This window comes from Paenibacillus nanchangensis, assembly GCF_046543445.1.
Lineage (GTDB): Bacteria > Bacillota > Bacilli > Paenibacillales > Paenibacillaceae > Paenibacillus_AQ > Paenibacillus_AQ nanchangensis.
This window is the reverse complement of record NZ_JBHOFD010000017.1, coordinates 97,606-121,473: the sequence shown is the minus strand read 5'-3', so window position 1 is coordinate 121,473 and position 23,868 is coordinate 97,606. Positions and strand designations below refer to the sequence as shown.

General features: G+C 51.4%; 21 protein-coding genes and 1 pseudogene. 6 read left to right on the top strand and 16 right to left on the bottom strand.

The features are described from left to right. Nucleotides 1–168: 168 nt before the first annotated feature. The 9 genes and pseudogenes from ACE6ED_RS15400 to ACE6ED_RS15360 all read right to left on the bottom strand — a co-directional run. A pseudogene (locus ACE6ED_RS15400) lies at nucleotides 169–368 on the bottom strand (VOC family protein); the annotation flags it as partial. 112 nt (nucleotides 369–480) lie between these two features. Further along, entirely contained in the window at nucleotides 481–1,383 is a 903-nt protein-coding gene (locus tag ACE6ED_RS15395; RefSeq protein WP_410828074.1) for a hypothetical protein, read from the bottom strand. 156 nt (nucleotides 1,384–1,539) lie between these two features. Continuing rightward, a complete protein-coding gene (locus ACE6ED_RS15390) occupies nucleotides 1,540–3,333 on the bottom strand; it encodes a hydantoinase B/oxoprolinase family protein (protein ID WP_410828073.1) in 1,794 nt (597 codons plus the stop codon). After that, nucleotides 3,314–4,813, bottom strand: coding sequence for a hydantoinase B/oxoprolinase family protein (locus tag ACE6ED_RS15385; protein WP_410828072.1), 1,500 nt, complete (start codon nucleotides 4,811–4,813; stop codon nucleotides 3,314–3,316). Before ACE6ED_RS15385 ends, ACE6ED_RS15390 begins: the two co-directional genes overlap by 20 nt. A 3-nt stretch (nucleotides 4,814–4,816) precedes the next feature. Then, nucleotides 4,817–6,913 (bottom strand): hydantoinase/oxoprolinase family protein, encoded by a 2,097-nt coding sequence (locus ACE6ED_RS15380; RefSeq protein WP_410828071.1) that lies wholly within the window; start codon nucleotides 6,911–6,913, stop codon nucleotides 4,817–4,819. Between the two features lie 51 nt (nucleotides 6,914–6,964). Beyond that, entirely contained in the window at nucleotides 6,965–8,308 is a 1,344-nt protein-coding gene (locus ACE6ED_RS15375; RefSeq protein ID WP_410828070.1) for a cytosine permease, read from the bottom strand. Nucleotides 8,309–8,344: 36 nt separating this feature from the next. After that, the gene (locus tag ACE6ED_RS15370) at nucleotides 8,345–8,767 is read right to left on the bottom strand and encodes an OsmC family protein (RefSeq protein WP_410828069.1); all 423 of its coding nucleotides are present in this window, start codon (nucleotides 8,765–8,767) and stop codon (nucleotides 8,345–8,347) included. A gap of 15 nt (nucleotides 8,768–8,782) precedes the next feature. Further along, complete coding sequence (locus ACE6ED_RS15365) at nucleotides 8,783–9,415, bottom strand: TetR/AcrR family transcriptional regulator (protein ID WP_410828068.1); 633 nt, start codon at nucleotides 9,413–9,415, stop codon at nucleotides 8,783–8,785. Between the two features lie 206 nt (nucleotides 9,416–9,621). Next, the gene (locus ACE6ED_RS15360) at nucleotides 9,622–10,290 is read right to left on the bottom strand and encodes a hypothetical protein (protein ID WP_410828067.1); all 669 of its coding nucleotides are present in this window, start codon (nucleotides 10,288–10,290) and stop codon (nucleotides 9,622–9,624) included. 282 nt (nucleotides 10,291–10,572) lie between these two features. Here ACE6ED_RS15360 and ACE6ED_RS15355 point away from each other — a divergent pair, with 282 nt between their 5' ends. The 6 genes from ACE6ED_RS15355 to ACE6ED_RS15330 all read left to right on the top strand — a co-directional run bounded on the left by ACE6ED_RS15355 (nucleotide 10,573) and on the right by ACE6ED_RS15330 (nucleotide 16,125). Next, the gene (locus tag ACE6ED_RS15355; protein WP_410828066.1) at nucleotides 10,573–11,028 is read left to right on the top strand and encodes a GNAT family N-acetyltransferase; all 456 of its coding nucleotides are present in this window, start codon (nucleotides 10,573–10,575) and stop codon (nucleotides 11,026–11,028) included. 186 nt (nucleotides 11,029–11,214) lie between these two features. Further along, nucleotides 11,215–11,910 carry a response regulator transcription factor gene (locus tag ACE6ED_RS15350; protein ID WP_410828065.1) on the top strand — a complete coding sequence of 232 codons (696 nt, stop codon included), beginning with the start codon at nucleotides 11,215–11,217 and terminating at the stop codon, nucleotides 11,908–11,910. Nucleotide 11,911: 1 nt separating this feature from the next. Beyond that, nucleotides 11,912–12,967, top strand: a complete 1,056-nt coding sequence (locus ACE6ED_RS15345; protein WP_410828064.1) for a HAMP domain-containing sensor histidine kinase — start codon at nucleotides 11,912–11,914, stop codon at nucleotides 12,965–12,967. 216 nt (nucleotides 12,968–13,183) lie between these two features. Beyond that, nucleotides 13,184–14,344, top strand: coding sequence for an alpha/beta hydrolase (locus tag ACE6ED_RS15340; protein WP_410828063.1), 1,161 nt, complete (start codon nucleotides 13,184–13,186; stop codon nucleotides 14,342–14,344). Nucleotides 14,345–14,458: 114 nt separating this feature from the next. Then, a complete protein-coding gene (locus tag ACE6ED_RS15335; RefSeq protein ID WP_410828062.1) occupies nucleotides 14,459–15,409 on the top strand; it encodes an ABC transporter ATP-binding protein in 951 nt (316 codons plus the stop codon). Further along, nucleotides 15,409–16,125 carry an ABC transporter permease gene (locus ACE6ED_RS15330; protein WP_410828061.1) on the top strand — a complete coding sequence of 239 codons (717 nt, stop codon included), beginning with the start codon at nucleotides 15,409–15,411 and terminating at the stop codon, nucleotides 16,123–16,125. Before ACE6ED_RS15335 ends, ACE6ED_RS15330 begins: the two co-directional genes overlap by 1 nt. A gap of 96 nt (nucleotides 16,126–16,221) precedes the next feature. Here the strand turns inward: ACE6ED_RS15330 and ACE6ED_RS15325 are convergent, their stop codons facing one another. The 7 genes from ACE6ED_RS15325 to ACE6ED_RS15295 all read right to left on the bottom strand — a co-directional run bounded on the left by ACE6ED_RS15325 (nucleotide 16,222) and on the right by ACE6ED_RS15295 (nucleotide 23,667). After that, complete coding sequence (locus ACE6ED_RS15325; RefSeq protein WP_410828060.1) at nucleotides 16,222–16,899, bottom strand: hypothetical protein; 678 nt, start codon at nucleotides 16,897–16,899, stop codon at nucleotides 16,222–16,224. Nucleotides 16,900–17,102: 203 nt separating this feature from the next. Beyond that, entirely contained in the window at nucleotides 17,103–18,485 is a 1,383-nt protein-coding gene (locus ACE6ED_RS15320) for a copper amine oxidase N-terminal domain-containing protein (protein ID WP_410828059.1), read from the bottom strand. 82 nt (nucleotides 18,486–18,567) lie between these two features. Further along, a complete protein-coding gene (locus tag ACE6ED_RS15315) occupies nucleotides 18,568–19,917 on the bottom strand; it encodes a cytochrome P450 (RefSeq protein ID WP_410828058.1) in 1,350 nt (449 codons plus the stop codon). Between the two features lie 58 nt (nucleotides 19,918–19,975). Next, complete coding sequence (locus ACE6ED_RS15310) at nucleotides 19,976–20,638, bottom strand: helix-turn-helix domain-containing protein (protein ID WP_410828057.1); 663 nt, start codon at nucleotides 20,636–20,638, stop codon at nucleotides 19,976–19,978. Between the two features lie 199 nt (nucleotides 20,639–20,837). Continuing rightward, nucleotides 20,838–21,647, bottom strand: a complete 810-nt coding sequence (gene murI, locus ACE6ED_RS15305) for a glutamate racemase (RefSeq protein ID WP_410828056.1) — start codon at nucleotides 21,645–21,647, stop codon at nucleotides 20,838–20,840. A gap of 149 nt (nucleotides 21,648–21,796) precedes the next feature. After that, nucleotides 21,797–22,639 carry an SPL family radical SAM protein gene (locus tag ACE6ED_RS15300; protein ID WP_410828055.1) on the bottom strand — a complete coding sequence of 281 codons (843 nt, stop codon included), beginning with the start codon at nucleotides 22,637–22,639 and terminating at the stop codon, nucleotides 21,797–21,799. A gap of 191 nt (nucleotides 22,640–22,830) precedes the next feature. Next, a complete protein-coding gene (locus ACE6ED_RS15295; protein ID WP_410828054.1) occupies nucleotides 22,831–23,667 on the bottom strand; it encodes a type II and III secretion system protein family protein in 837 nt (278 codons plus the stop codon). Between the last annotated feature and the right edge of the window lie 201 nt (nucleotides 23,668–23,868).

Below are 23,868 nucleotides of genomic sequence, written 5' to 3'. Positions count from 1 at the left end.
CCCTTATTTACGTGGAAAATCCATCGTTTGCATGTTTTCCGTACGAATAACGGATCTGGAGTCCGCAAGGCATACCAAAAGCCCAAGAATTTCAGAAATAACGGCCGCTGGGTCCGCGAAGACCTCCGTATGGGCGTGCTGTGGTATTTTGCTGCGTGTATGTCACTTGGAAACCACCATAGAGATCTCTACAGACTCTGAACCCATCCCGGTTAAGCGGCCAGTCCATTCCGTTCGACAGCCGCCCGCCCTTCTAGCTTCAAGCCAATCTCCTCCCAAAAAAGAGATGGCATCATCTAGGGAATTCTACAACGGAATTCTACAACGACGCTGACATTATACATTTTTAGTAATTTGTTTTCCGCCATCACACTATTAACATATCACAAAAAAAGCTGCACCCTAACCAGTTAATCAGGGTGCAGCTTTTCAGGGATACGTTTTGTTCTGGCGTTACCTTTCCGTGCGTTCCGGCTTGCGTTACATTCCCAACCTTTGCTGGAGCAGATGCGCCAATTCTTCCGCGGAATCCCATACAATCGGCCGGAGCGATTGAAGCGAGCCGGCCAGGTTCTCCGCAGTTTTGCTGTGCACCGTGCAAATTACAGGGATCTGCAGGGCAAGCGCGTAACCCACCGTCAAAAACAGATCAGGCGACGGATAAGTAAGATCCGCCAGGATCAGCTTGCTGTCCGTTATCCGTTCCTGAGCAGGCATATCCCCCTCCGCCGGCACGCCCGGAGCCGTAAGCATTTGCGGGTGGTAACCGCACTGCTCCATTCTGGGGAGCAGCTGATTTGTCCACTCAGCCCGCAGCTCTCCTTCATCCGCAATCAGCACGAGGCAGGGCTTCAGCTGGGGGCCAGCGGCGTGTGCCGCCGCTTCACTCCAGCCTTTTTCCGTCAGTTTAAACGTCATGCCCTCCCGGACAAGCAGCTCTTCGCTTTGCAGCTTATCGATGATGTAGACCAGCTCCTGCATGTTGGGAGAGTAAGTCAGATTATAGCTCCGGGACAGCGGATGAATCACAACTGGCTTTCCAGGTCCCTCGGCATGACTGTACACATAGCGGAGCAGCCGTTTTCCTTTATCTTCAAGCGTTACAGGAATGCCGGCGTCCTTCGCGATCCGCTCCAGGTCGCCCGCCTGCAAAGTAACCTTACTTTTGCTCCCATTCTCCGAGCGTTCCCGGATGTAGGCGGATACGACATGCAGCACCTGACGTTTTTGCGCATGCGGCAGCGAGTAGATCGTTGCGTAGCTTTCTTTTAACAGTTTGTAAGAACCTCCGGGTGAACAACAGCAGCCTAGATACGTTTCGTATTCGCCTGCCGGTTCAGTGGGGACAATCTCGTTGCAAAACAAACAAAGTTTTTTAGTCATGCTGTCTCCTCACCTCACGCCGAAATGAATAGCTCACTCTACCTTACCAAGTTTGGCGGGAAAAGTGGACCGGCAGTTATTTCCTTCCGCTGCTCGGGTGACACGGGAGTTCAGCATGATTAATGCGCAAATCTGTGCCGCTGCATGTAAATGTTGTTACTGCTGATTCGTATTCTCTGGCCGCTCGGGCTGCACTTCGGCTGCCAGACGCTCCCGGCGGAGCGCCTCCGTATTTTCCTCGTCCAGTATAAATTCCCTACCCGAAACGGTAATAGCAACACCATAGTCTTCAGCCGCCCGTTCCAAGGATACGATTCCGTTGCGGACATCCTCCAGAACCAGTCCGGGATCGCGCCGCAGCGGATTTCCCCATCCGCCGCCGCCGGCCCGGTGAAATTCGATGATCCCTCCGCCTTCCATAGGGATGTGGAATGCCGTTTCTCTGACTTCCAGCGGGTCCTGGCGGTCCGGATGAAGGACAACCAGGTTCGACGGGGCATCCCCGCCTTCGCACAACCCGCGCGTTGTATTGCGCACACCCGCCATCATGACGCTGGTATAACTCGGTTCCAGGTGCTGGATGAGCACATGCAGACCGGGAGCTCCCCTCCACTGGCCCGCCCCGGTATAGTCGGCGGTATATTCATGCTTCAAGACACGGCTCGGATACTGAATTTCGTTCATTTCGATCGAAGGCAAAATAACACCCGTCATCACCGGCGGGTACAAGCCCCAGCCATCGGTTTCAAAGGCAGCTCCGGCTCCTCCGGTATAGCCAAAAAAGTTCAGGTTTACCCAAGGACGCCCGTCCGGGTACTGCCCGTTCGTGTAAGCAAGCGGCAGCTTATGCGCATTCACCCCAACCCGTTCGGGTGCGCATTTGGAGATCGCCAGCAGCACGGCTTCCGCAATTTCCGCGCCAGTACACGCCGTGGCATGGCCGCAAGGAGCCGGCAGTTTGGGATTGACTACACTGCCAAGCGGCGCTTTTACCGTTACAGGGTTCATATAGCCTTCATTAATCGGAATGCTTTCGTCGCAGCATGTCGAAATGGCGACAAAAGCAAAGGAAGTCGTATTGGAAAGCGGGCTGTTGATAAATCCTTCAACCTGCGGCGCGGACCCGTCAAAATCAATCGTCAGGTCGCTGCCCGACACCGTAACGGTTGCTTTCACCTTAATATCGCGGTTTCCTTGGAAATCATGATCCGCATAGGTTTCGGCGGAATAAATGCCGTCCGGCCAGCTGGAAATTTCTTCGCGCACCCTGCGCTCCGTATAGTCAATCCGGCTGTTGATCGCTTCTCTGACCGCTTCGTACCCGTACCGCTCCAGCAGCATTTCCGAGCGCTGGGCCGCAAGCTTACAGGCGCCGATCATGGCATCCAGGTCCCCTTCCAGCCAGTGGGCAAGCCGGTTGTTCGCTGTAATCAGCTCGAAGACATCCTGTCTTTTTTCGCCGCGTTCATACAGCTTCAGCGGAGGAATCCGCAGGCCGTCCTGCCAAATGTCGCGGGATCTGGGATTGTACCCGCCGGCGACGGGGCCTCCGTTATCGCCCATATGGCTGCGTACTGCCGGAAGGAGCACCGGACGTCTGCCGTGAAAGACCGGCATCACCAGCGTCCAGTCCAAGCTGTGCGAACCCCCGTAATAGGGATCGTTGACGAGCAGGATATCGCCCGGATGCAGATCATTTTTAAAAGCGCTGATCAGCTCGTCCACGGCGCTAACCACCGCGTACAGATGCAGTGTGCAGCCTGGAGCCTGCGCCACCAGCCGGGTGCTTCCTTCCATAAAATCAAATACGCCTGTTGTAAAGTCATGCGCTTCATTAAACAGCGGAGACCGTGCGGTCCGCGTCACGGCGGCGCTCATCTCCTCCGCAACGGAATCCAATGTTCCGCCAACAACCTGCGACAAAATCCACTTATTCACGGGACGGGCCATCATTTTCCTCCTTACCTGCTGCGTCCAGGGGCTTCGGCGAAGCATAGCGGTATTCCAGAACGGCGCCTTCCGTAACCGGAATGCAGTTAGCCGTACCGCTCCGCTCACCGGCTTCACTAATTACCCGAACTTCACTGCTGCCTTCCGGGACAAATATACTGGCTTCGTATTCGCCACGAAGTACTTTGAGTCTAACCGTCATATCCCCATTCTCCAGCTTCCTGTGGTCGATCCGCAGCCCGTTCCGCCACTCCAGCTCTTCGGCCGAGACCAGTCTGCGGGCCCCCTGCAGCACAGGGGCGCTCCAGCCGTCTTCCGCAATGGGAAAACCGGGTTCCAGGAAGACCGGCTCGGTTTGAGCCTGCGTTCCTATCGGCGCATACAAAATCGTTAGCGGCGACGGTCCGTGAACCGCCGAATATTCGGGATCAGCGCCAGCGCGAATTGCTTTCGTCACTGCGGCAGCGACAGCTTGTCCTGTGGTGACATAACCAAACCCGGTTGCAGCCGGAAACGCCGCATGAACCAGACTGCCTTCAGGGAAGACGAACTCAAATACGTTCAGCAGTCCCTCGTTGATGTCCAGCTCGCCCAGCGAATCGGCCAACAACGCGGTAACCGCACAAGCAGATGCCGTCTCACGGGTGATGTTATAAGGAAGGGGCAGCTGTTCCGCCGTTCCGGTAAAATCAAACACCCAGCTGTGCGCCTGCCGCTGCATCCGCAGCTGGACGGCTGCATTCGCAGCAGCTGCCGGAAGCTCCGCCGCAGCCAATAGCGGCTGCTGAATGTCAGGCAGCAGCTCGAAGGTCCGCTTGGAGGTGCGCTCATTTATCTGCCCTATCGCCTGATTCACCGCGGATGCGCCATAAGCGCTAATGAGCGAATGAATCGCTTTTTTGGCTTCCTGCAGACAGGCCAGCATCGCTTCCAAGTCCGCTTCCAACAGCTCCGGCGTCCGGCTGTTCGTCAGCACAAACCGCCGCACATCCCGCTGCGGTTTGCCGCCTTTAAACAGCTTGACCGGCGTGAGCCGCATGCTTTCCTGCCAGACTTCAAAGGCGTCCGGATTGTACCCGCCGGGGATTTCCCCGCCAAGGTCCGCCATTTGGGCGCGGATGACCGGACTAACGATCATCTCCCCGTCCGCAAACACCGGCAGCAGCATCGTTAAGGTCTGCCCTTTGGTTCCGCCTGTGTACACATCCGCGGCGATTAGCACGTCGCCTTCTTCCAGATCGTAAGCAAAATACTCCAGCATTTGGCGGGACACCGAGCGGAGCGCAAACAAATGCTCCACTTCAAATTGCGCTTGATGGACCAGTTGGCCGTTTCCGGCCACCAGTCCGGCTGCAAAAGCGCCGTTCTCCGCGATCAGCACGGAACGGGATACACGCCGGAGCTGTTCCCCCGCAAAACGGCTGACCGCAGCCAGCTTGCCGTAGACGATCTGATCGATAATCCGGTGTGATGCCGGCATAGCTTACACCCCTTCTCTATCGCGTCTGACCTCAATGATGCAGTTCCCGCCGGCATCGATCAACGCTTCGTGGCCCGGGTACACAACAATGGTCGTCCCCCACTGCTCAATCACCGCAGGTCCAACAATCAGATTTCCGGGCTCCAGCCTGGAGCCGTCATAAATCTGGGTTTCTTCCGGTTCGGTGCCGAAATGAACCTGGCGGACCTCCATCAGCGCCGCCTGCGGGTCTTCGCCCTGGAACGCCGCTTCCTGCAGCTGAATCCGTTCGCGTACGCCAATCAGGTCCAGGCGGAGGTTCAGAATTTCGACCTCTTGTCCAGGGTTTTTGTGGGCATACAACCGCTCGTGCATCTCGTGGAACAGGGACAAGGTCGAATCCATATTAAGCGCCGTAACCTTGCGTGTTCGAGTCCGGATCGGCACCGTCACCTCGTGCACTTCGCCCGCATAACGCATATCCACATAACGGCGGACTTCTTCATGCAGCTTCAGCCGGGAATTGTCTCCAAGCTTCTCCCTGGCCGCCTGCTCCATGCCTTCAAACACCGCATTAATCCGGTCAAGGTCCAGCTCGCTGCCCGAAGCATAAAACGTCCGCAGTTCCGTTACCTTCAAATTGGCCGTTACGTCACCCAGCGCGCACAGCACAGGCGCGAAGCGGGGAACTATCACCATCTCGATCCCGAGATCTTCAGCCTGGCGGCCGGCATGGACTGCCCCGGCTCCGCCGGCCGCCAGCAGGGCAAACCGGCGCGGATCATGGCCCCGCTGCGTCGTCACAAAACGGATCGCGTTGGACATGTTATTGTTGACGATTTCGGAGATCGCAAGCGCCGCTTCGATCACCGTAATCCCCAGCGGCTCCGCAATATGGGTGCCGATCGCATCCACGGATTTTGCGCGGTCCAGCTTCATTTCACCGCCGAGAAAATGGTCCGGATTCATATAGCCGAGCACCAAATTTACGTCGGTTACCGTTGGTTCCGTTCCGCCCCGGCCGTAACAAGCGGGGCCAGGCGTCGAACCGGCGCTTCGCGGACCAACGCGCAGCATTCCGCCGCCGTCAATCCAGGCGATGCTGCCTCCCCCCGCGCCTACGGTATGGATATCCAGCATGGGCAGGGCCACCCGGTAACGGCTGATCCAGCTTTCCGTCGTCAGCGCCGGCTGGAGATTCTCGATCACGGACACATCGTAGCTTGTCCCCCCCATGTCCACTGTGATCAGGTCGGTGTAACCCAGGCGTTCCCCGAGGAAAGCGGCCGCCGTCACACCTCCGGCAGGACCCGACAGCAGGCAGCTGGCGGCCAGTCTGCCGCTCTGCACGATATTTTGCACGCCGCCGCCGGACTGCATCACAAACAATTCTCCGCCGAAGCCTTGTTCAAGCAGCCGCCGTTCAAGCCGCTCCAGATAATGCTTCATGGCAGGAGCCGTATAAGCATTAACTACCGTCGTGCTGACCCGTTCAAATTCGCGGATTTGCGGCAGCACTTCAACCGACAGCGTGACAAAAATGTCTGGTGCGGCGTCCTGGAAAATCTCCTTGACCCGCTGCTCATGCGCCGGATGCAGGAAGCTGAACAAGAAGCAGACCGCAACCGCCTCTACTCCCTCCGCTTGGAAAAACGCGGCGGCCTCCCGTACGGCTTGTTCATCCAGCTCCTGAATGACTTCCCCTTGCGCACTGACCCGCTCCGGCACGCCGACCCGCAGACGCCGCGGTACAATCGGATGGGGCGCAGGAAGACGCGGGGAAAATACGCTCTCTTTATACGACCGGCGGAATTCGATCTCATCGCGGAATCCGTCCGTCGTGATCAAGCCGACTTTTGCCCCCGAATATTCCAAAATCGTGTTGGTCGCCACGGTCGTCCCATGCACAAGCAGCGTGCAGCTGTTCAGCAGCTCTTGCGCAGTTAAGCCCAGCAGGCCGGCAATCTTGGCAATTCCTTCGATGACGCCGTCCGACGGATCGGGAGTGGATGGTGTTTTGGTGGCGGTGATGCGCCCCTCGTTATCAAGCGCGGTCACATCGGTAAACGTTCCGCCAACGTCAATGCCCAGTTTCCAGGTTGGTGCATCTATGTTGTTCATTATTTGCTACCTCCTACAGTCTGCAGTTTCGTTCACAACGGGGCTACCGGATCAGTAGCCGGTCGCATCCTCGGTGTTTTTGCCCAATTCGTAAGGGACCTTGAGTGTGCGAAGCGTCAAAGTGATAACAGGGTAAAGGACAAGGCCAAGAATCGTCGAGTTAATCGGACTGATCCCCCATGTGATATGGGAGGCGATCAGTCCTGCCGCAATTACGGACAACAGAGCTGCTATGTTAATCGCTGCGTATTCCGTTCCGGGTCCGAAGGCATATTTGCCGCGGCGGACAAACCAGTGGTCGGCGATCATTACCCCGGCGATTGGCGGTACATAAACACCCAGGAAGTTAAGAAACGGCACAAAATGATCCTGATAACCCGTCAAGGCGATAACGATCCCAAGGATCCCCATGATAATAACAAGAATATATTTCGGCAAACGCACGACATTGCGCAGACCCAGAGCGCCGGTGTACAGGTTATTGTCGTTATTGGACCACTGGGCAAACACAAGAATCAGGAAGGCGATAAAGCCCATGCCGAGCTTCGCCATTACGGCCGGAATGTTTGGCGTGGAGCCAAGCTCCGGCAGCTGTGCCGCAAACGTCATGGCCGCTCCGGCAATGACCGAAAAGATTCCGCCGATAAAATAACCCGCCGCCGCGCCAAATCCGCCGGAGAACGGGGTTTTGCCGTAACGGGTAACATCCGGAAATACGACCGCGCCGAGCGCTGCATTCCCCACTACAAGCGTAATGCCAGCAAACAAACTCATCACATCACCTGTTGGCTGTGCGGCAAACAAATTTGCAAGCCCGCCGGTCTGGTCGGCTGCGACCCAGATTCCCCACACCGACAGCAGAATAACCATAGGTACTGCGATAAAACTGAGATATGTAATGCCTTTGTATCCGATCAGGGCTGTCAGCATCATCAAGGCGCCGCCCCAGATAATCGCCACGTTCGGCTCTGCAAACCAGCGTCCGGGGAACATCTGCTCAATGGTGGAACCAAAAAACGCGACCTGCCAGCCAAACCAGCCGATGCCCATCGTCAGCGACAGCAGGATGCCGAACAGGCTTGAACCCAGGCGGCCAAACGCCTGTCTGGCCAGGACGGTCGTTGAGACGCCGTATTTTGCCCCCATCCATCCTTGAAAAAAGCCGTAGATAGCCAGAATCAGCATGCCGAGCAGCCCGGCGGTGATGGCTCTGCCAAAAGTCATGCCGGCCGCCAAGGAGCCGCCGACAAAAATGGTCGACAGCGAGATAATCCAGCCGCAGCTGGTAAACGCGACGTTCAGCAATCCCTTGCGTTCATTTGCAGGGACCGCTTGGATCGCGTAATCGTCCAGCGGTTTGGCCGGTTTGGCCTGATTGGATACAGTGGATGACATGTAATTTCCCCCATTCGATGATTGTCTGATGATGTCTTAAGATTTGTATTCGTATACGATCTCCGCACCGCGTTTAATTGTGTTTCCGATCGTACAGATTCGGGAAGCCTCCGTTAGCAGCTTTTCTTTATACGGCTCCTCCAGATAATACGGGAGGTCTGCCAGAACCCGGAATTTCTCCACCCGGGGCGCACCTGCCCGCGCCTTATAAGGTTCGACTTCCACCCGCAGCGCTTCCCCGCGGATATCGTCCTTCTCCAGCAGCCGCACCAGCGAAACGGCGATGCACATCCCGAGTGCTTCACAGAGCACATCCATCGGTGACAGCACCCCGCCTTCGGGAGGCGGGTAGGTATAATCGCTGGCTGACGTATATGAACTGCCGTCCCATGTTACCGTGATCAAATTCATCCCTTCTTTCACTTCCGGCTTGCCGGTGATGATCGTAGTTTCTGCCACTTACATGCGGCAAGCTTAGATGCCTAATAATCCGAAGAATTCGAACCGCGCCGTTTGCGCCGATATCTCGTCCAGCGTGATGGTGGACATTGGCGATTCGGGGTCCTGCGGCCCAAACAGCCACCGGGCGATCATTCCTTCAATCAGGCTCATCAGCATCGCCGCCCGCAGCTTCGGATCAATCGTATTGGGGAGCATCCCGAGCTCCATCGCCCGTTCGATGTTCCGCCGAAATGCTAGCTCCATCTCAAGCCGCGTTTCGCTTGCCGCCTGGCGAATCGCTTCATCCGACGTGCCGCTGCCCAGCAGAAGCTCCATCAGGTAGCGGTTTTCACTTGCATACTGGAACAGGTTCTTCAGCAGCAGTTCGGACGCCTGAACCATGTCGACCACGGTGCCGGAATGTACGCGGTAGCCCTGCGAGATCACCTTGGTGATTTCCTCCCGGCCGTTCGCGATAATTTCCAGCACAATCGCTTCTTTACTTTTGAAATACCAATAAAATGTGCCCTGCGCTACTCCGGCCTGACGCACGATGTCCGAAATTTTTGTTTTATGGTAGCCATTCTTAGCAAACAGCTCCACAGCTATCCCGAGCAGCTCCTGCCGTCTTTCCCATCCACTGCCTGAATTCGGTTCCTCCTGCAATAACCTCACTCCTGATTGACTCGTCAGTCGATTTTTTTATTAATCCTATCTGATAAGTGGTATATTAGTCAATAATGAAAATTGAGCTTTTTTGTTTGGCACTTTTGGACGAGGAAATCCGGTTCCAGTTTGTTCCTGAATATGGATGTTAACGCGCAAAAAAACCGCGCTTTGGCGCGGTTAAGACCTTGATCTGTTATGTAATTTCACACTTCACTTTGCTGAGCAGAAATATTCCATCTCTGCGAAACCGTCTCTTCCAGTAACCGGACCGTGTGATCTACAAATTCATCCGTTTCGTCTGAAGTAAGGTAAATAAACGTATGGTTATCTAAATTATGTTCTTGATGATAGAAATTCGTAATATTCCGGATCTGCGTCAGAGTTTGGCCAGGAGGAAAATGACTCATGTATTCCGGAAAGTCCTGAATATGTTGAAAATCCATCCAAAAGATACTGTCCTTATGTTTCTGGAGATACAGAAAATCCAAACCATACCAGTCCCGTTTAACAAGCCGCACAAATTCCGGTTTATTGATGATTTCCTGGTAAACGCTCTCCTTTTTCTTTTCTTTGAGCAGCTTGCTCCACTCCTGATCGGTAACCAGGTGGAAGTAATAGCCTAAGTAGTAGGACGTTTGGGGAGCAGAGAGTTCAAGGGAATCCTGCAGATACTCCCGATAAAAAGTCTCGGCGCCAATCTCCTTCCCTTTCATCCAATGTGTGATTTCCTTAGGGGGTGACGGGACTCCATCCTCACCGATGAGCCCGCAGTCCGGGCCAATATTGCCGACCAAAAAATCAATCCTTGAAACTGGCAGCTGCCGCTTAAGCAGCGCTTCCGCAATCCGAAAATGGGTAACCCAAGTAGCCATGGTTAACACTCCTCAACTAAAGCCATATTTGGGATGAACTTTTGGCTGATGACGGTTTCTTGGGTGACATCCATTCCTGCCAAATTGGACAGGAACGAATTTTAACAAAAGCCATATTTTTTACTATTACACAAAGCACATCCAAAAACCTTTTTTCCTGGCCAATAAAAGCGTGGTATGATCTCTCAAGTATGTTGCTTCTGGTATAATAAATAGTCGTGCAGTTTTTCATTCATATAGGGAAAAATACTAGCATGGATTTCAAGATAAGGAGACTCGCCCATGAACCCGAATAAAAATCCAGCGCCATCTAACCTTGTCATCAGAAGTGCAGCCGAGGAAGACGCCGATACGCTGCGCGATCTCTTTCGCCGCGCCTCGCTGGCCGCTGAGGGCGGCCGGGAGCTGCTCGCCCTTCATCCTGAATGGCTTGTGTGGGACGAAACAATGCTGCCGTTCGCCCGTGTCGCTGTTGTTGACGGGCAAATTGTTGGTTTTGCTTCAGCCCTCCCCGCCCGCGGCTTCCTCGAACTCGAGGATCTGTTCACGGATCCCGGCTGGATGCGCCAAGGCGTTGCAAGCGCCTTGATCGAAGACATTAGGCGGCGCGGTGTGCCTGTAGAGGTGACCGCCAACCCGCATGCGTTAGGGTTTTATGAATCCGTTGGATTCGTCCATATCGGCATCGCCGATACTCAGGGGGGAGCGGCCCCGAGGATGCGGCTCGATGTAAAATGACAGCTATCCGCCATCCAATGTTTCTTTTTTATCAAAACATCAACAACAACGCAAAAAAGCTCTCCTGAGCAGCAGAAGGTCTCCGTTCCCACCTCCTGCTGACCGGGGAGCTCCCGAGTCATTGCATCAACAAGAATAAGGAATTATGATTTGTATCAGGTTGGTTTGCTTCAGGGAGGTAGTAAAATGTCAAAAACGATATTAGTTGTAGACGATGATGAAGAAATCGTAAAACTTATCACCAAGAGTTTAAGGTACGAGCAATTTACAGTAATCTCGGCATGTTCCGGGAAAGAAGCCTTATCTGCTGTGGAAGATAACCCCATTGATTTCGTAGTTCTGGATATCGTGATGCCTGATATGAATGGGCTTGATGTCTGCAGAAGTATCCGGACCTCTTATAATGTTCCCATTCTGTTTTTAAGTGCGCGTGATCAGGACATCGATAAAATCGTCGGTCTCGAAATAGGGGCTGACGATTATATGACCAAACCTTTCAGTATTCAGGAGCTGTCCTCCAGGATCAAGGCCCATTTCCGAAAATTGGACAGGCTGCATAAAGAGTGGGACGAACTTAGCCCCAATAACGAAAAGACGGATGCTCCGCTCATTTTGAATGATAAAACGTTTGAGGCCTTCCTGCACAGCCGGAAACTCGACTTATCCACAAAAGAATTTCAAATTTTGTCTATTCTAATGCGTCATCCCAATCAGGTATTGAGTCGTGAGCAGATCTATGAAAAGGTCTGGGGAGACGAATACGGAGAGATCAATACGGTAACAGTCCATATCAAAAATATCCGCAAGAAGCTGGGTCCTGAACATCACTTTATTAAAACCATTTGGGGCATAGGCTATAAATACACAGAAAGAGAGCAATAGGATGAAACTGAAAATAAAGCTTCCCCTGTTATTCCTGCTGATGCTTCTAATTCTTATGTTCTCTATTGGTTTCTATTTAAAGTTTGTCTTTGCAGTATATTCCCCAATACGCACCACTTTACTGGACTCCCGATATATAGCATTGCTGCTGCCCATCTTTGCCATCGCTGGCTGTATATTTTTTATTCTGATTATTTATATTCATTTTTACATAGAGAGGCCCATCCGGCGTCTGAATACCCGGCTGGGGGAAGTTAATGTGGTTCATCCCCTGCCCCCGTTGGCTTTGAAGCGTAAGGACGAGATCGGAGAGCTATATAAGCACTTCAATAAAATGGAGCATAGGCTTCAGCTCGCCCACAGAGAACAAACCGATATGATTGCAGCCATCGCCCACGATTTGAAGACACCCCTGACCTCGATTAACGGCTTCACTGAACTGCTGGCTACACACAAGGACTTACCCGAAACTGAAAAGCAGGAATATTATGAATTGATTCAGAGGAAGTCGGCGTATATGGTTGAACTCCTCAATGATTTCTCCAGCTTCACCAAAGAAAAACTGGAGCTGGAATCCATGATAGCTAAGCCTGTAAAGGCGACAAAATTATTTGAAGAAATTGCTTTGGAATATGAGTACGAGCTGGCGGGACTTGATATTGAACTGACCTGCCGCCATTCTTTCACGGACAGTATATGGCTGACGGTCAATGAACCGATGCTCCGCCGGGTGTTCGGCAACCTCTTCAGCAATGCGCTAAGATATGGAGGGAAGCCTAAGCTTAAGGTGTATATGACCGGTTACCTGCGGGAGCATTATGCCTATTTCCAGATTGAGGACAATGGGATTGGCGTGCCGGATCAGGATATTTCTTCGCTGTTCCTCAAATTTTTTACGGTGGATCAATCGCGGCAGATCCAAAAGGGCGGACTGGGACTAGGGCTGGCAAGCTGCAAATCTATTATTGAACATCACGGGGGAGAAATTGCTGCCTACCCTTCCGAATATGGCGGTTTGGGAATTAGATTCAGCCTTCCCCTGGCGGTACACCGCTGATTATATATTTGCACTTCTTCTACAACAACAAAGCTCCAGGCTGCGTCCGGATATGAACCCGGATTACAGCCTTTTTTTGTTTTTTAGCAGTTTATAGTTTTTTATATTCTCTTTATATATATTTATTTTTCTTTTAAAGAAGCTTCATCTTTGGATGTGAAAATAAGTTGCAGCAGAAAACTACAATCACTGGAACTTAACAAGGAGGAAGCCGAAATGACAATTGAGTTCAGCCGGTGGCCTGATAACTACATGATGTCCTACCAGGTTACCAAAGCTTTGGGTATGGCAAGCCTTGGTGCTACGGACGCCACGGAAATCTATGAGGCCTGCAAAAAAATCGACCCCGATGACAAGGCTACGTGGCACAGGGAATGGCTTATCACCGCTCAGGCATTGGAAAAACACGGCAAGGAGGCAGAAACGGCCGGAAACTGGTATACCGCACGGAACTGCTACATTCGTGCCTGCAATTACTACAGAATCGCAGAGTATGCAGTGATGGATGACGACGAGGAGAAAATCCGTATCTTTAAAAAGGTGAATGAACTTTTCGAAGCTGCCGGAACATACTTCGAGGTCCGTCCGGAGAAGATTGAGGTCGATTACGAGGATGTCAAGCTGAATGGATACTTCTTCTCCCCTTCCTGGATAGAAGGCCCAAAGCCGACCGTATTTGCACTTAACGGTGGTGACGAGTGGTCCATTGAGAACTATTTCTGGCTGGGCCCTGCCTTCATTTCGTGCGGATATAATTTTTTGGTCTATGACCAGCCCGGCACCGGCCTCTCGATGTACGAAAAAGGAAAAGGGAGACGGGCGGACAGCGAGGCCTTTCATTCCCGGGCCATCGACTTCCTTCTAACCCGTCCGGAAGTCGATCCGGATAAGATTATCGTGCACGGGGAGAGCTTTGCGGCTTACGACTCCCTGCGGTTCGCTTCGTTCGATCACCGGATTGCTGCCGTCATCTCCGACGGCGGTACGCATGCCTTCGACTGGAAAGCCATGCTTTCATGGATGCCGCCAAGTCTGGCCGCACACGGCATGAGAATTCTCGGAGCAGAAAGCCTGGAGGATTTTGCGGAAAATCCGCGTTTTGCCTATGACCTTGAGGGTGTGCTTCACCAGATCGAATGTCCGCTGCTTGTCATGCATGGAGCGGAAGAGATATTGGTTCAGCCCAATCCGCTTACACAAGCTTTGAAGAATTACGAGCAGGCCGGTTCGCCTAACAAGACATTTTATGCAATAGAGGATAGACGTCTTGGCGGGTTAGAACACTGTCAGGTAGATAACATCAACGTGCTGCATGAGGTAGCACTGAATTGGCTCTGCTCCATTGGGCTTGGACCGGCCGCGCCCCGCCAATTTTAGATTGTCATAACATCATCAAGCAGCATTTATTGAAACATTTCCGATGGAGCTTATTCAGGAATGTTGTCCTTAGAATCCTGTATAGGCTCTCTCTTTATGAAGGAGTTAAAGGTTATGCGAATTTCATCAAAGCAACAAATCGGCAGCACGCCTGCTATACAAATTGACGGAGTGCATAAACGGTTTGGCGACTATACCGTATTAAATAATCTGTCGCTGGAGGTGAACAGAGGGGAGATTTTTGGATTCCTGGGACTGAATGGCGCCGGGAAAACAACGACCATCAAAATGCTCCTGGCGATGATGAGGCCAACCTCCGGTAAGCTCTATATGTTAGGTGAAAAGGTGGATGCCGGAAATTATAAACTATGGAGCAAGGTTGGATATTTGGAGGAAGCTACTTTTTATCCAGATCTGACGGTTACGGAGAATCTTGACATCGCAAGACGCATGCAAGGGGTACCGGACAAAGACGCCGTACATCAGGTGATCTATAAGCTGGGACTGGAGCCGCACAAAAAGAAAAAAGCAAAACATCTCTCATTAGGGAACAAACAGCGCCTGGGACTTGCGAAAGCGATGATTCACAATCCGGAAATTCTAATATTGGATGAGCCGATCAATGGCCTTGATCCCGCAGGCGTGGCGGAGATACGGAATATGTTATATAATCTGGCGCACAATTTCGGCATAACTGTCTTTATATCCAGCCATCTGTTAGAGGAGCTCTCGAAGGTGTCCACACGAATTGGGATTATTCACAGCGGCCAGCTGGTTCAAGAAGTCGCAATGGACAAGCTGGAACAATCCTTACAGAAAAGCTTAGTGGTGAATGGGCGGAACAAGCCTGCCTTGAAGAAGGTGCTTGAAGAGCATGGTTATGCCTTTGAGGATATCCCGGACGGCTCTATTAAACTAACCAATGAACATGCGGCAGATCATCCTGAACGGCTGGCCGAACTGCTCGTTCAAAGCAATCAGCCGCCAACGTCGCTTCGAGTGGTTACAGAGGATCTGGAAGGATATTTTCTCCGCACCATCGGGGTCAACAGGGGGATTAAATAATGAATATTTTATCTGTTTTACATTGTGAGATCCGCAAGATTATCCGCTCCAATGTGTTCTGGATCATGTTTCTTGTTTTAGGCTTCGGGCCCGTCATGATGGGCGTCGGAAATGTATTATCCAGTGACGCCGGCGGTGTCCACTGGGAACAGTATTTAACCGGATTGCTGGATACCCTTGCCCCGCTGGGACTTATCGGGTACACCTTTGTTGCGGCATGGGTATTCGGACGGGAGTTTTCGGATAGAACCATCAAAGATTTACTGGCCAAGCCTATTTCCAGAGCGAAAATTGTGTTGTCCAAATTCCTTGTCATTTTAGCATGGTGCCTGTTACTTTCCACCTATATGTTTGCCGTAGGTTTTGCCGCAGGAGCCATCCTGGGCGTAGAAGGCGGGTCTGCTGCTTTCATTTGGAGCTTGTTCTTTAAGTTCCTAATCACCTCGCTACTGTACATTTTTGTGACAGCACCAAGCATTCTTTTGGCTAATGTGACCAAGGGCTACCTGGCACCATTGGGGCTCATCCTGATCATCGTCATTCTTTCCAATGTGTTAGCCTCTTTTGGATTTGCACCCTATTTCCCATGGACGATCCCGTCGGTATTTCAAAGCACCGGGTCGCTACAGTTAAGCAGTATAATCATTCTTGCCTATACGGGGATCATCGGAATAGCCGGAACCTTTGCCTGGTGGAGATATGCGGAACAGCCGTAAACAGGGAAAGCAGGATGGGGGATTGGCTGCTCTTTTGACCTTTTGCAGTTTTGAAAATGAAATGATAAAAAACCGCCCCGTAAAGGGTCGGTTTTCTTATGCTTGCATGAATGCTTCTAATGGCTCCAAAGTCGAGAACGTCTTCTTTCCATCCTTCTTCCGTTGCTCATCATAGAGTTGGGTCAATTCTTCGAATGAATCAGCTTGAATCTTCGTATAACCTGATTTGGTGTATCGGATGATGTATGTCTTTTGCCCTTCCTCTTCGGACCACGCATAAACGACGTCATATTGGTCCCTCAGATTCTTCAAATGAAGTGACTGGCGCAACACTGCATAATGTTCTTTAATGGCTTCATCGCATTCCTCCATAATCTTCTCGTATGCGCAGCCAACTCGCATTTGAATCTCCAATGCCCGTTCCTCGCCGTATCTCGCGAGAAATTCCTTCAACGAAATCAGCGCATATAGCGTTATTTGTTCCTTGTCATCCGGATCCCTGTATTCATAACAGCCTACAACCAAATTACGGTCGGTCATTTCCTCCTTACTGAATTGCATCTTGAACAAATCCTCGAGTGACTTCTGTTTCATAACGGTTTCCAACATCTGTTCTTTATCAATCCTGATGCCCGTTGTCACCCACGGAAACGGTAGTTCGCCGTTACTTTCACGCGATATGCTGCCTCTAATATTCAAAATCGGCAAACCCGTAGCAATGGCGTACGGCCTGTTATATCCTTTTCCCGCGAATACTTCCTGTTCTTCTCGCATGGGTCCTGCCTCTCCTTTTTGTACCAAAGATCTATTCGCGCCAAGTGCCACCCGTTGTCTGCGAAGTGAAAGAATTTCTGGGACAGATTGTATCATATGACAACCATAAGTTCATCAGTAGGAGAAGAGAACCGGGCAAAAAAAGCCCGCTTTCTCCTTAACTTAGGAAGCAAACGGGCCTGTTAAGACTATTCAGATATCAATTATTGTTCTTTGGCATCCGTTACAAAAATTTCGCCTTCATCAAAAAACACCTGCATATTCAGCGACTCGCTGACAAACCGGACGGGCACCAGTGTGACATTGTTCCGGACGATGGCGGGGGAATCCAGCAGAACGGGTTTGCCGTTCAGCTTCCCCTCCTTTTTGTCGATCACCAGCTCGATTTTACCGCCGTCTTTTGTAATCGTCACGCGCTGCGCCTTTTGGTTCCACTCCACCTTTGCACCAAAGGCTTCGCTGATGAACCGGAGCGGAACCATCGTCCGGCTGTTCAGTGAAAACGGAGCAGCTTCCAGCTTAAACTGCTTATCATCCACCGCGGCGTCTTTCGAGTTCAGTTTGAGTGAAATCGTCCGGAATGGAAAAATCGTATCATCTGTGTAAATGGAGTTTTTGTTGCCAAATTCAATCGGTTTAGATTTCACCGTACCGAACTGCGTTTCCACTTCAATGACGTAATGCTGCCCGTTTTTGATGGAACCGTTGTTGCTTGCGTACAGATCCAGTCCAACCGTTCCCCGAAAAGAGCCTACTGGCGCCGTTTCGTCCTTGTTAAATTCCGGGTTGATCACTTTGCCGCCTTGAACCAAACCCAGCAGCCAGCCTACCCCAGCGCGGTTCGTGCGCCAAATTCCGGCCGACACTTCTTTACCGTCCTTATCGGTCGGGCGGAGAATAACGGCCAGCACACGGGTCTTTTGTGCAAATGCGAGCTTCAGCTTAAAATGTCCGTCTTGGCTTCCGTCTTCACCAAATGCGGCGCTCCCGATTTGGTCCTCATCCAGACCGGCCGACTTGAATTCGCGGATCAGCACCGGCGCATACGAAGTATCGGCATCTTTAAAGGGCGAGATTTCGGTCTTGATCGTCCCTGTGCCCGTTACAATCTCCAGATAATAATATTCGCCGTCTTTCATACTATTATTGTCGGAAGCATACAGGTCGAACTGATTTACGCCTTTAAATGTTCCAAGCGATTCCTTAAACGTCGTGTTTAACGTCTTGCCGTCATGTTCCACAGCGAGCAGGTATTTGCCGATGTCGTTTGGCTCTTTCCATGATGTCCAGATTCCGTGGCCCGTATCGGCACCTTGCGCATCCGCCGTTTTCATCACAATATGCTTAATTTCCGTTCCGGCTCCCGCGTCAATCAGCAGGCTTAGATGGCCGTCACGTGTACCGTCGGGTTCTCCCGTCTTTTCTAGCGAGATCCGGTCCATTTCTTTGTTTACATATTTAAATTCTTTTACTTGAAGCGAATCTGCGGGGTTTCCGGCGGCCGAAACGGCTCCGCCAATCAGCATACTGCCCGATACGAGGGCGCCAATTAAAGTCTTGTGAATGATATTGCGGTGCGTGTTCACTTTAATTCCTCCATTATTGTTTGACTGCATTTTGTCAGCCGATTAAATTGTTATTGTTGTAAGCTACAGAAATATCCCAGTTTTAACGTCTGTCTACAACCACACGGATCCCGTTTTTCGGCCGCAGTGTCATTAAAGGTTCCATTTCAATGGGCGGATGGCCGTCCGTTAAACGGAGCCGGTAGCGCTGACCGATCATGCACAAAGCAATCACCATCTCCAGCATGGCAAAATGGTTGCCGATGCAGCCTCGTGGTCCCCCGCCAAACGGAATATAGGCGAACTGGGGGATGCGTTTTAGCAAATCATTTTCAAACCGTTCGGGAATAAACGCTTCCGGTCGGGGAAAATACTCCGGGTTGTGGTGGATCGCGTAGGGGCTGAAGAGGACGGATTGTCCTTTTTTGACATGAATGGGTCCAAGTTCGACATCGCAGAGCGCTGATCGTCCGGTGAAAAAACTGGGAGACCTGAGCCGCATCGCTTCCCACAGCACATTTTGGGTGTAGGACAACTCCATGTAGTTTGAAGCGGAGGGTCTGGCGCCCTGCAGTACCCTGTCCCATTCCTCGTACAATTTATACTGCACTTCCGGCTGCTGGAGGATAAAAGAAAACGCCCAGGCCAGCGCGTTCGCTGACGTCTCGTGTCCGGCGATAAACATAATCATCAGCTCGTCACGCAGCTCCTGATCTGTCATGCCTTTGCCTTCGTCATCTTTAGCGGCAAGCAGCACGGACAAAAGATCACCTTCACCTTGTTCGGGAAACATCTTTCGTTGTTTGATGATGTCGTAGACTCCGCTGTCAAGCTCGCGAAGCGCAGTCTTGTAAGCCCGGTTTTTGGGAGTAGCGACGAACAATGGCATCGATACGAGCTGGCGCATACGTTCGGCACACATTCTGTTGATCAGCTCATAAGGTCTGCGTATAACCTGGGCGTGTTCCCTGCCATCCAAACTAAACAAGGTTTTTGCAATAATCGCAAAGGTAATGTCCGATAGGTCATTGGTCAGATCGCGTTCTTCGCCCGGCTTCCAGCTATCCAGCTCGGCGGAGACGATATCCGCCATCTGTTCGGCATACTGCTGTATATGGGCTCTTGTAAAATGAGGCTGAAGCAGCCGCCTTACCCGCTTATGCTTTTCACCTGTGCTGGTCGCCACGCCGTCGCCGACAAATAATCTAGCTTCTTGAAAAGCCTTTAATTTAATGAAATGCTCCTGTTTGGTAATAAGCAGCTCCTTTAACAGCGCGGGGTCATACAGGACATACATCTGCTGAGGCCCCAACCGGATTTTGGCTACCGCGCCGTAGGTCTTGTGCAGCTCCTTCAAAAATGTAAGCGGGTCCTCCCTGTACGCCTTCAAATTCCCGCCGAGCAAGGAGCCTTTAGGACCTTTCCGGTCCTGCAGCCCGATTTTTGTGCTCATGAACACTCTCCTCTGTTGTATGCAATCTTATCGCCTTATGCAGGCTTGGTATCTTGGCTCAAAAAAATAAATGCGGATCAAACTCCCCCTTCAGCCATTCGCTGCCTTCAGTATACAAACACTTCTGCACTTGAATGATTCCGCTCCGTTTGGCCAGGCGGTTCATTTGGTTCTGCATGAGCTTCGAATTGCACAGCACGATGACTTGTGCGCAGTGGGGCAAAAACCAGCGTTGAAGGTCCTCCCATTTTTCCGTAATCTCCGGCTGGAATACAATCGGCTGATCCCGGATCATCATTTTGCGGTTATCGATCAGCAGCTTCACTTTCCCGAGAACCAGCTGCCGGCAGGCAGTCTTCAGATCCGCGGTTATCTGTTTGACTTCATCCAGGCTGAGCGCCCCGGTGACCTGCCATGCAATCAGATTGTCTTTCACATCCAGCGAATAATGGAACCGGTCTTGAAGCGGCCGCCGCAGTTCGCTTTTCAAATACGCGGTATGCAAAGAAAAACGTTCATGGTCAAAAAAGTAGCTGATATCGATGTCCAGGGTATTGCACAAAATCTCGATGTTTTTCAGCGAAATATTGCGAGTCCCCCGTTCCACTCCGCCGATATAGGTGCGGTCCAGTCCGGAACGGGCAGCCAGCATATCCTGCGACATGTTGGACCGCAGCCTCAGTTCCTTCAGCCGCAAACCGAAGTCCTCTAAAATGTTCATTGGGCAACATCCTTCAACGCTTGATCTCCTTATTCATATGTTAATCTTTGAGGCAGGCTGGAGTCGACGGACTATAAGTATCATTTTTACGCTTTGCCGTCAAGCGGATAAAAAAACCGCACGATCTGGGGAGATCCTGCGGTCCGGTTTATTGCGGCGATTCGATTATTGATTTGTCTCGTTAGATCGATTCGTTCGTTTACTGCTGCGGGATTGCTTTGTAGGACTGTATTTCATCCAGCATTTCAAACAAACGGTGATATTGGGACAGCATCGCGGGTTCCTCAACCTTTTGGCCTGACCGGTAAAAGAGGATGCTTCCGCTTCCGCTGCCCCCGCCCGATTGGCTGTTAGACTCCAGCAGGCGCTTTAAATGTCTGGCCGTCCCCCTGCTGCCCGAGATCATGTCCACCCCTTCAGGGAACAACTGGCGCAGTGTCCGCTCAAAATAAGGAAAATGCGTGCAGCCTAACACTACCGTCCCGTACTGCCGGAGGTCCAAATGGGACAAGGCCTGCTTCAAATAAGGAACCACCTGGTCCCCGCCAAATTCAAACCGTTCCGCCAGCTGCACCAGCCCCGGAAGGGCCAAGCTGTCTACCCGGTCGTCGCGGTCGAGGCGGGTCACCAGATCATGGTATTTCTTTTCGCTCAGGGTGAGCTTGGTGGCAAGCACCAAAATCTTTTTTTGCAGCCCGCCGGGGTTTTCAACAGCTGGTTTGACCGCAGGCTCAATGCCGAGAATCGGAAAAGAGTACTGCTCGCGCAGCTCTTCAATGACGATGCTGGTGGCGGTGTTGCAGGCAACCACAAGCGCTTTTACCTGTTGTTCGGCGATAAACCGGACGGCATCGAGTATATATTTACGTACCTCTTCCTTGCTCTTGTCTCCATAGGGAACATGGGAAGTATCGGCATAAAACAAATAATCTTCATTAGGCAGCACCTTCAACGCTTGATGCAGCACAGTCAGCCCGCCTATTCCCGAATCGAAAAAACCTATTCTCATGACTTCCACTCTTCTCGTTAAATATGTAGGTCTCCATTATAACACGGGAAAAACCAAGTTGAAGAGCGGCACCCGCCCATTCCAGTGAGGCTGCAGGAAGGATTGCTCCGTTTGACAAATTGATTTGATTTATTCCGTAGGACGCAAGTTTAACTATCCTCCACCGGATAGGCTTCAGCTTTGGACAGATTGACCATACCGGCCGGAAAATGCTGTTTAAAGTATTTTTCTACTTTCATGTGGATGTTTTTATCATACCATTTGGATAAATCCTGGTCGGCAAATAACCGCGGCATGCCCAGCCGCTCCGATCTTCTCCCCTTTGCTCCGTCGCCGATTTGAAGAGTATCGATCCAGATCCGGTCGGTAATCCCTTTCAGCACATTGGCGAAGTCAGGCGAAAACGGCAACACCGGGGAAATGGCGGCTTGGGTAAAGATCCCGGCAGTGTGAAGCTCACGCATTGCCTTCAGCCGCAGCGAAATGCCCGGGGCAAGGGGGGCAAAAACCCGGCGGACTTCATCACGGTCGGTTTCAACCGTCATAGAGACAAGTAATTTACATTTTTTATTGAGTTCCAGCAAAAGATCAAGGTCCCTGGTAACCAACGGACTTCGCGTCTGAATCTGCAGCAAATCGGGCGGGTGCCCGATCATCGTCTCAAGAAGCTGGCGGGTGATCTCCGCTTTACGTTCAATAGGCTGGTAAGGGTCGGTTGCCGAAGACATGAACAGATGCACCGGCTTGTTTTTTTTGCGCAGCTTGACGATTTCGTTCCGGTAGTTCCCGGCGGCGTTTGTTTTGACGTCCACCCATTCCCCCCATGGAATCTCTTTAAATTTCTGAATCGGCATTTCCCGCACATAACAGTACCTGCAGGCAAATGCGCACCCGCTGTACGGATTAAGCGAATGAGTGAAGCCGATATCCAGATAACCTTTGGCTTCGCTTAAAATGGTTTTCGAGACGATGTCCCGGATTTCGGCCTGCATTCGGACAACCTCCTTCCGTAAAAAATTTGGATTGCTATGAGTTGGAGTATTATTGTATTCCACACGTCTTGCAGAGTCAACATGTTAGAGCGGCGCGTTTTCGAGCATTATTGTGCCGGATCATGAAAAAGCCCGTACCGGGATACCTCCGATACGGGCTTTCTAACAATATTTTGATGGACCCTTACTCCTTACTTGGAGTATTTGTCGACGTACTGGTCAACCATACGATTTGCTGTTTCGATATACTGTTGCCCTTCCATAATCTTTTTGTTGCCGGCGCTGAATTTAGCATCATTGATCTTTTTGGTGCTTACCGCGTCCTTGATCAGCTTAATGCCCTCCAGCTGCATTTGAGAACCGTATTTAATTTTCGCGTGGATCTGCTTCAATTCATCGTTAGGCGGCGTGATTTTGTTCATCCCGTTTACTAATTTGGTGTAATTGGGGATCACGTAGTTTTGGAAGGTCAGAAAAGCTTTTTTTCGGTTGGAAGAATTGACATAACGGTTTTGGTTAAACAGTTCGGACGCATTTTCTTCGTACGTTACAAGCAGTTCAACCTTTTTCATATAGGCTTCGAGGTCTTCCATCTTACGCAGGCTTTCCGGCGACAGGACATTCTCTTTGTAAGTATCTTCATTGTCCATTCCGCTTTCGTCCTCAGACGCAACAACCTCTACTTCAACCTTATACGGCTCATACCCGCCGCCGATGTTAACGGTCAGCACGGCTGTGCCCGGCTTTTCGCCGTGAATAATTGCAAAGGTAGGGCTCAGGGATTCCACGCGGGCCACACTGGGATTAGACGAAACCGGAGTAAAATTCATGCTGCCGACTCCCTCGACAGACCAGTCGTCAATGACAACCGAAAACTCCTCCGAATCCCCCACTCCAATCACAGACGGCTCCTCGATCGTTACGATGTCAAGGATAGACTTTCCTGCTGCGCTGACCTGTCCTACGCCAGTAAGAAGCGATACAAACAATGCCGATAAAAACAGGTACAGCAAACTTTTCTTTTTCATACACCAGACCCTCCAGAGTTCATTTATGTATTAATCCATTACCTAATTAAAGGCAGGTTACATTATCTTACCATCCGGATTCCGGCTCAACCAGTATCTTTCCTCCTACATAACCTGCATCTGCTATGCGACTACATTTTCAGAATACATGAATCAGCTACTCCATAACTGACCTTCTTTGGCAAGCTGTCTTAGGTACTC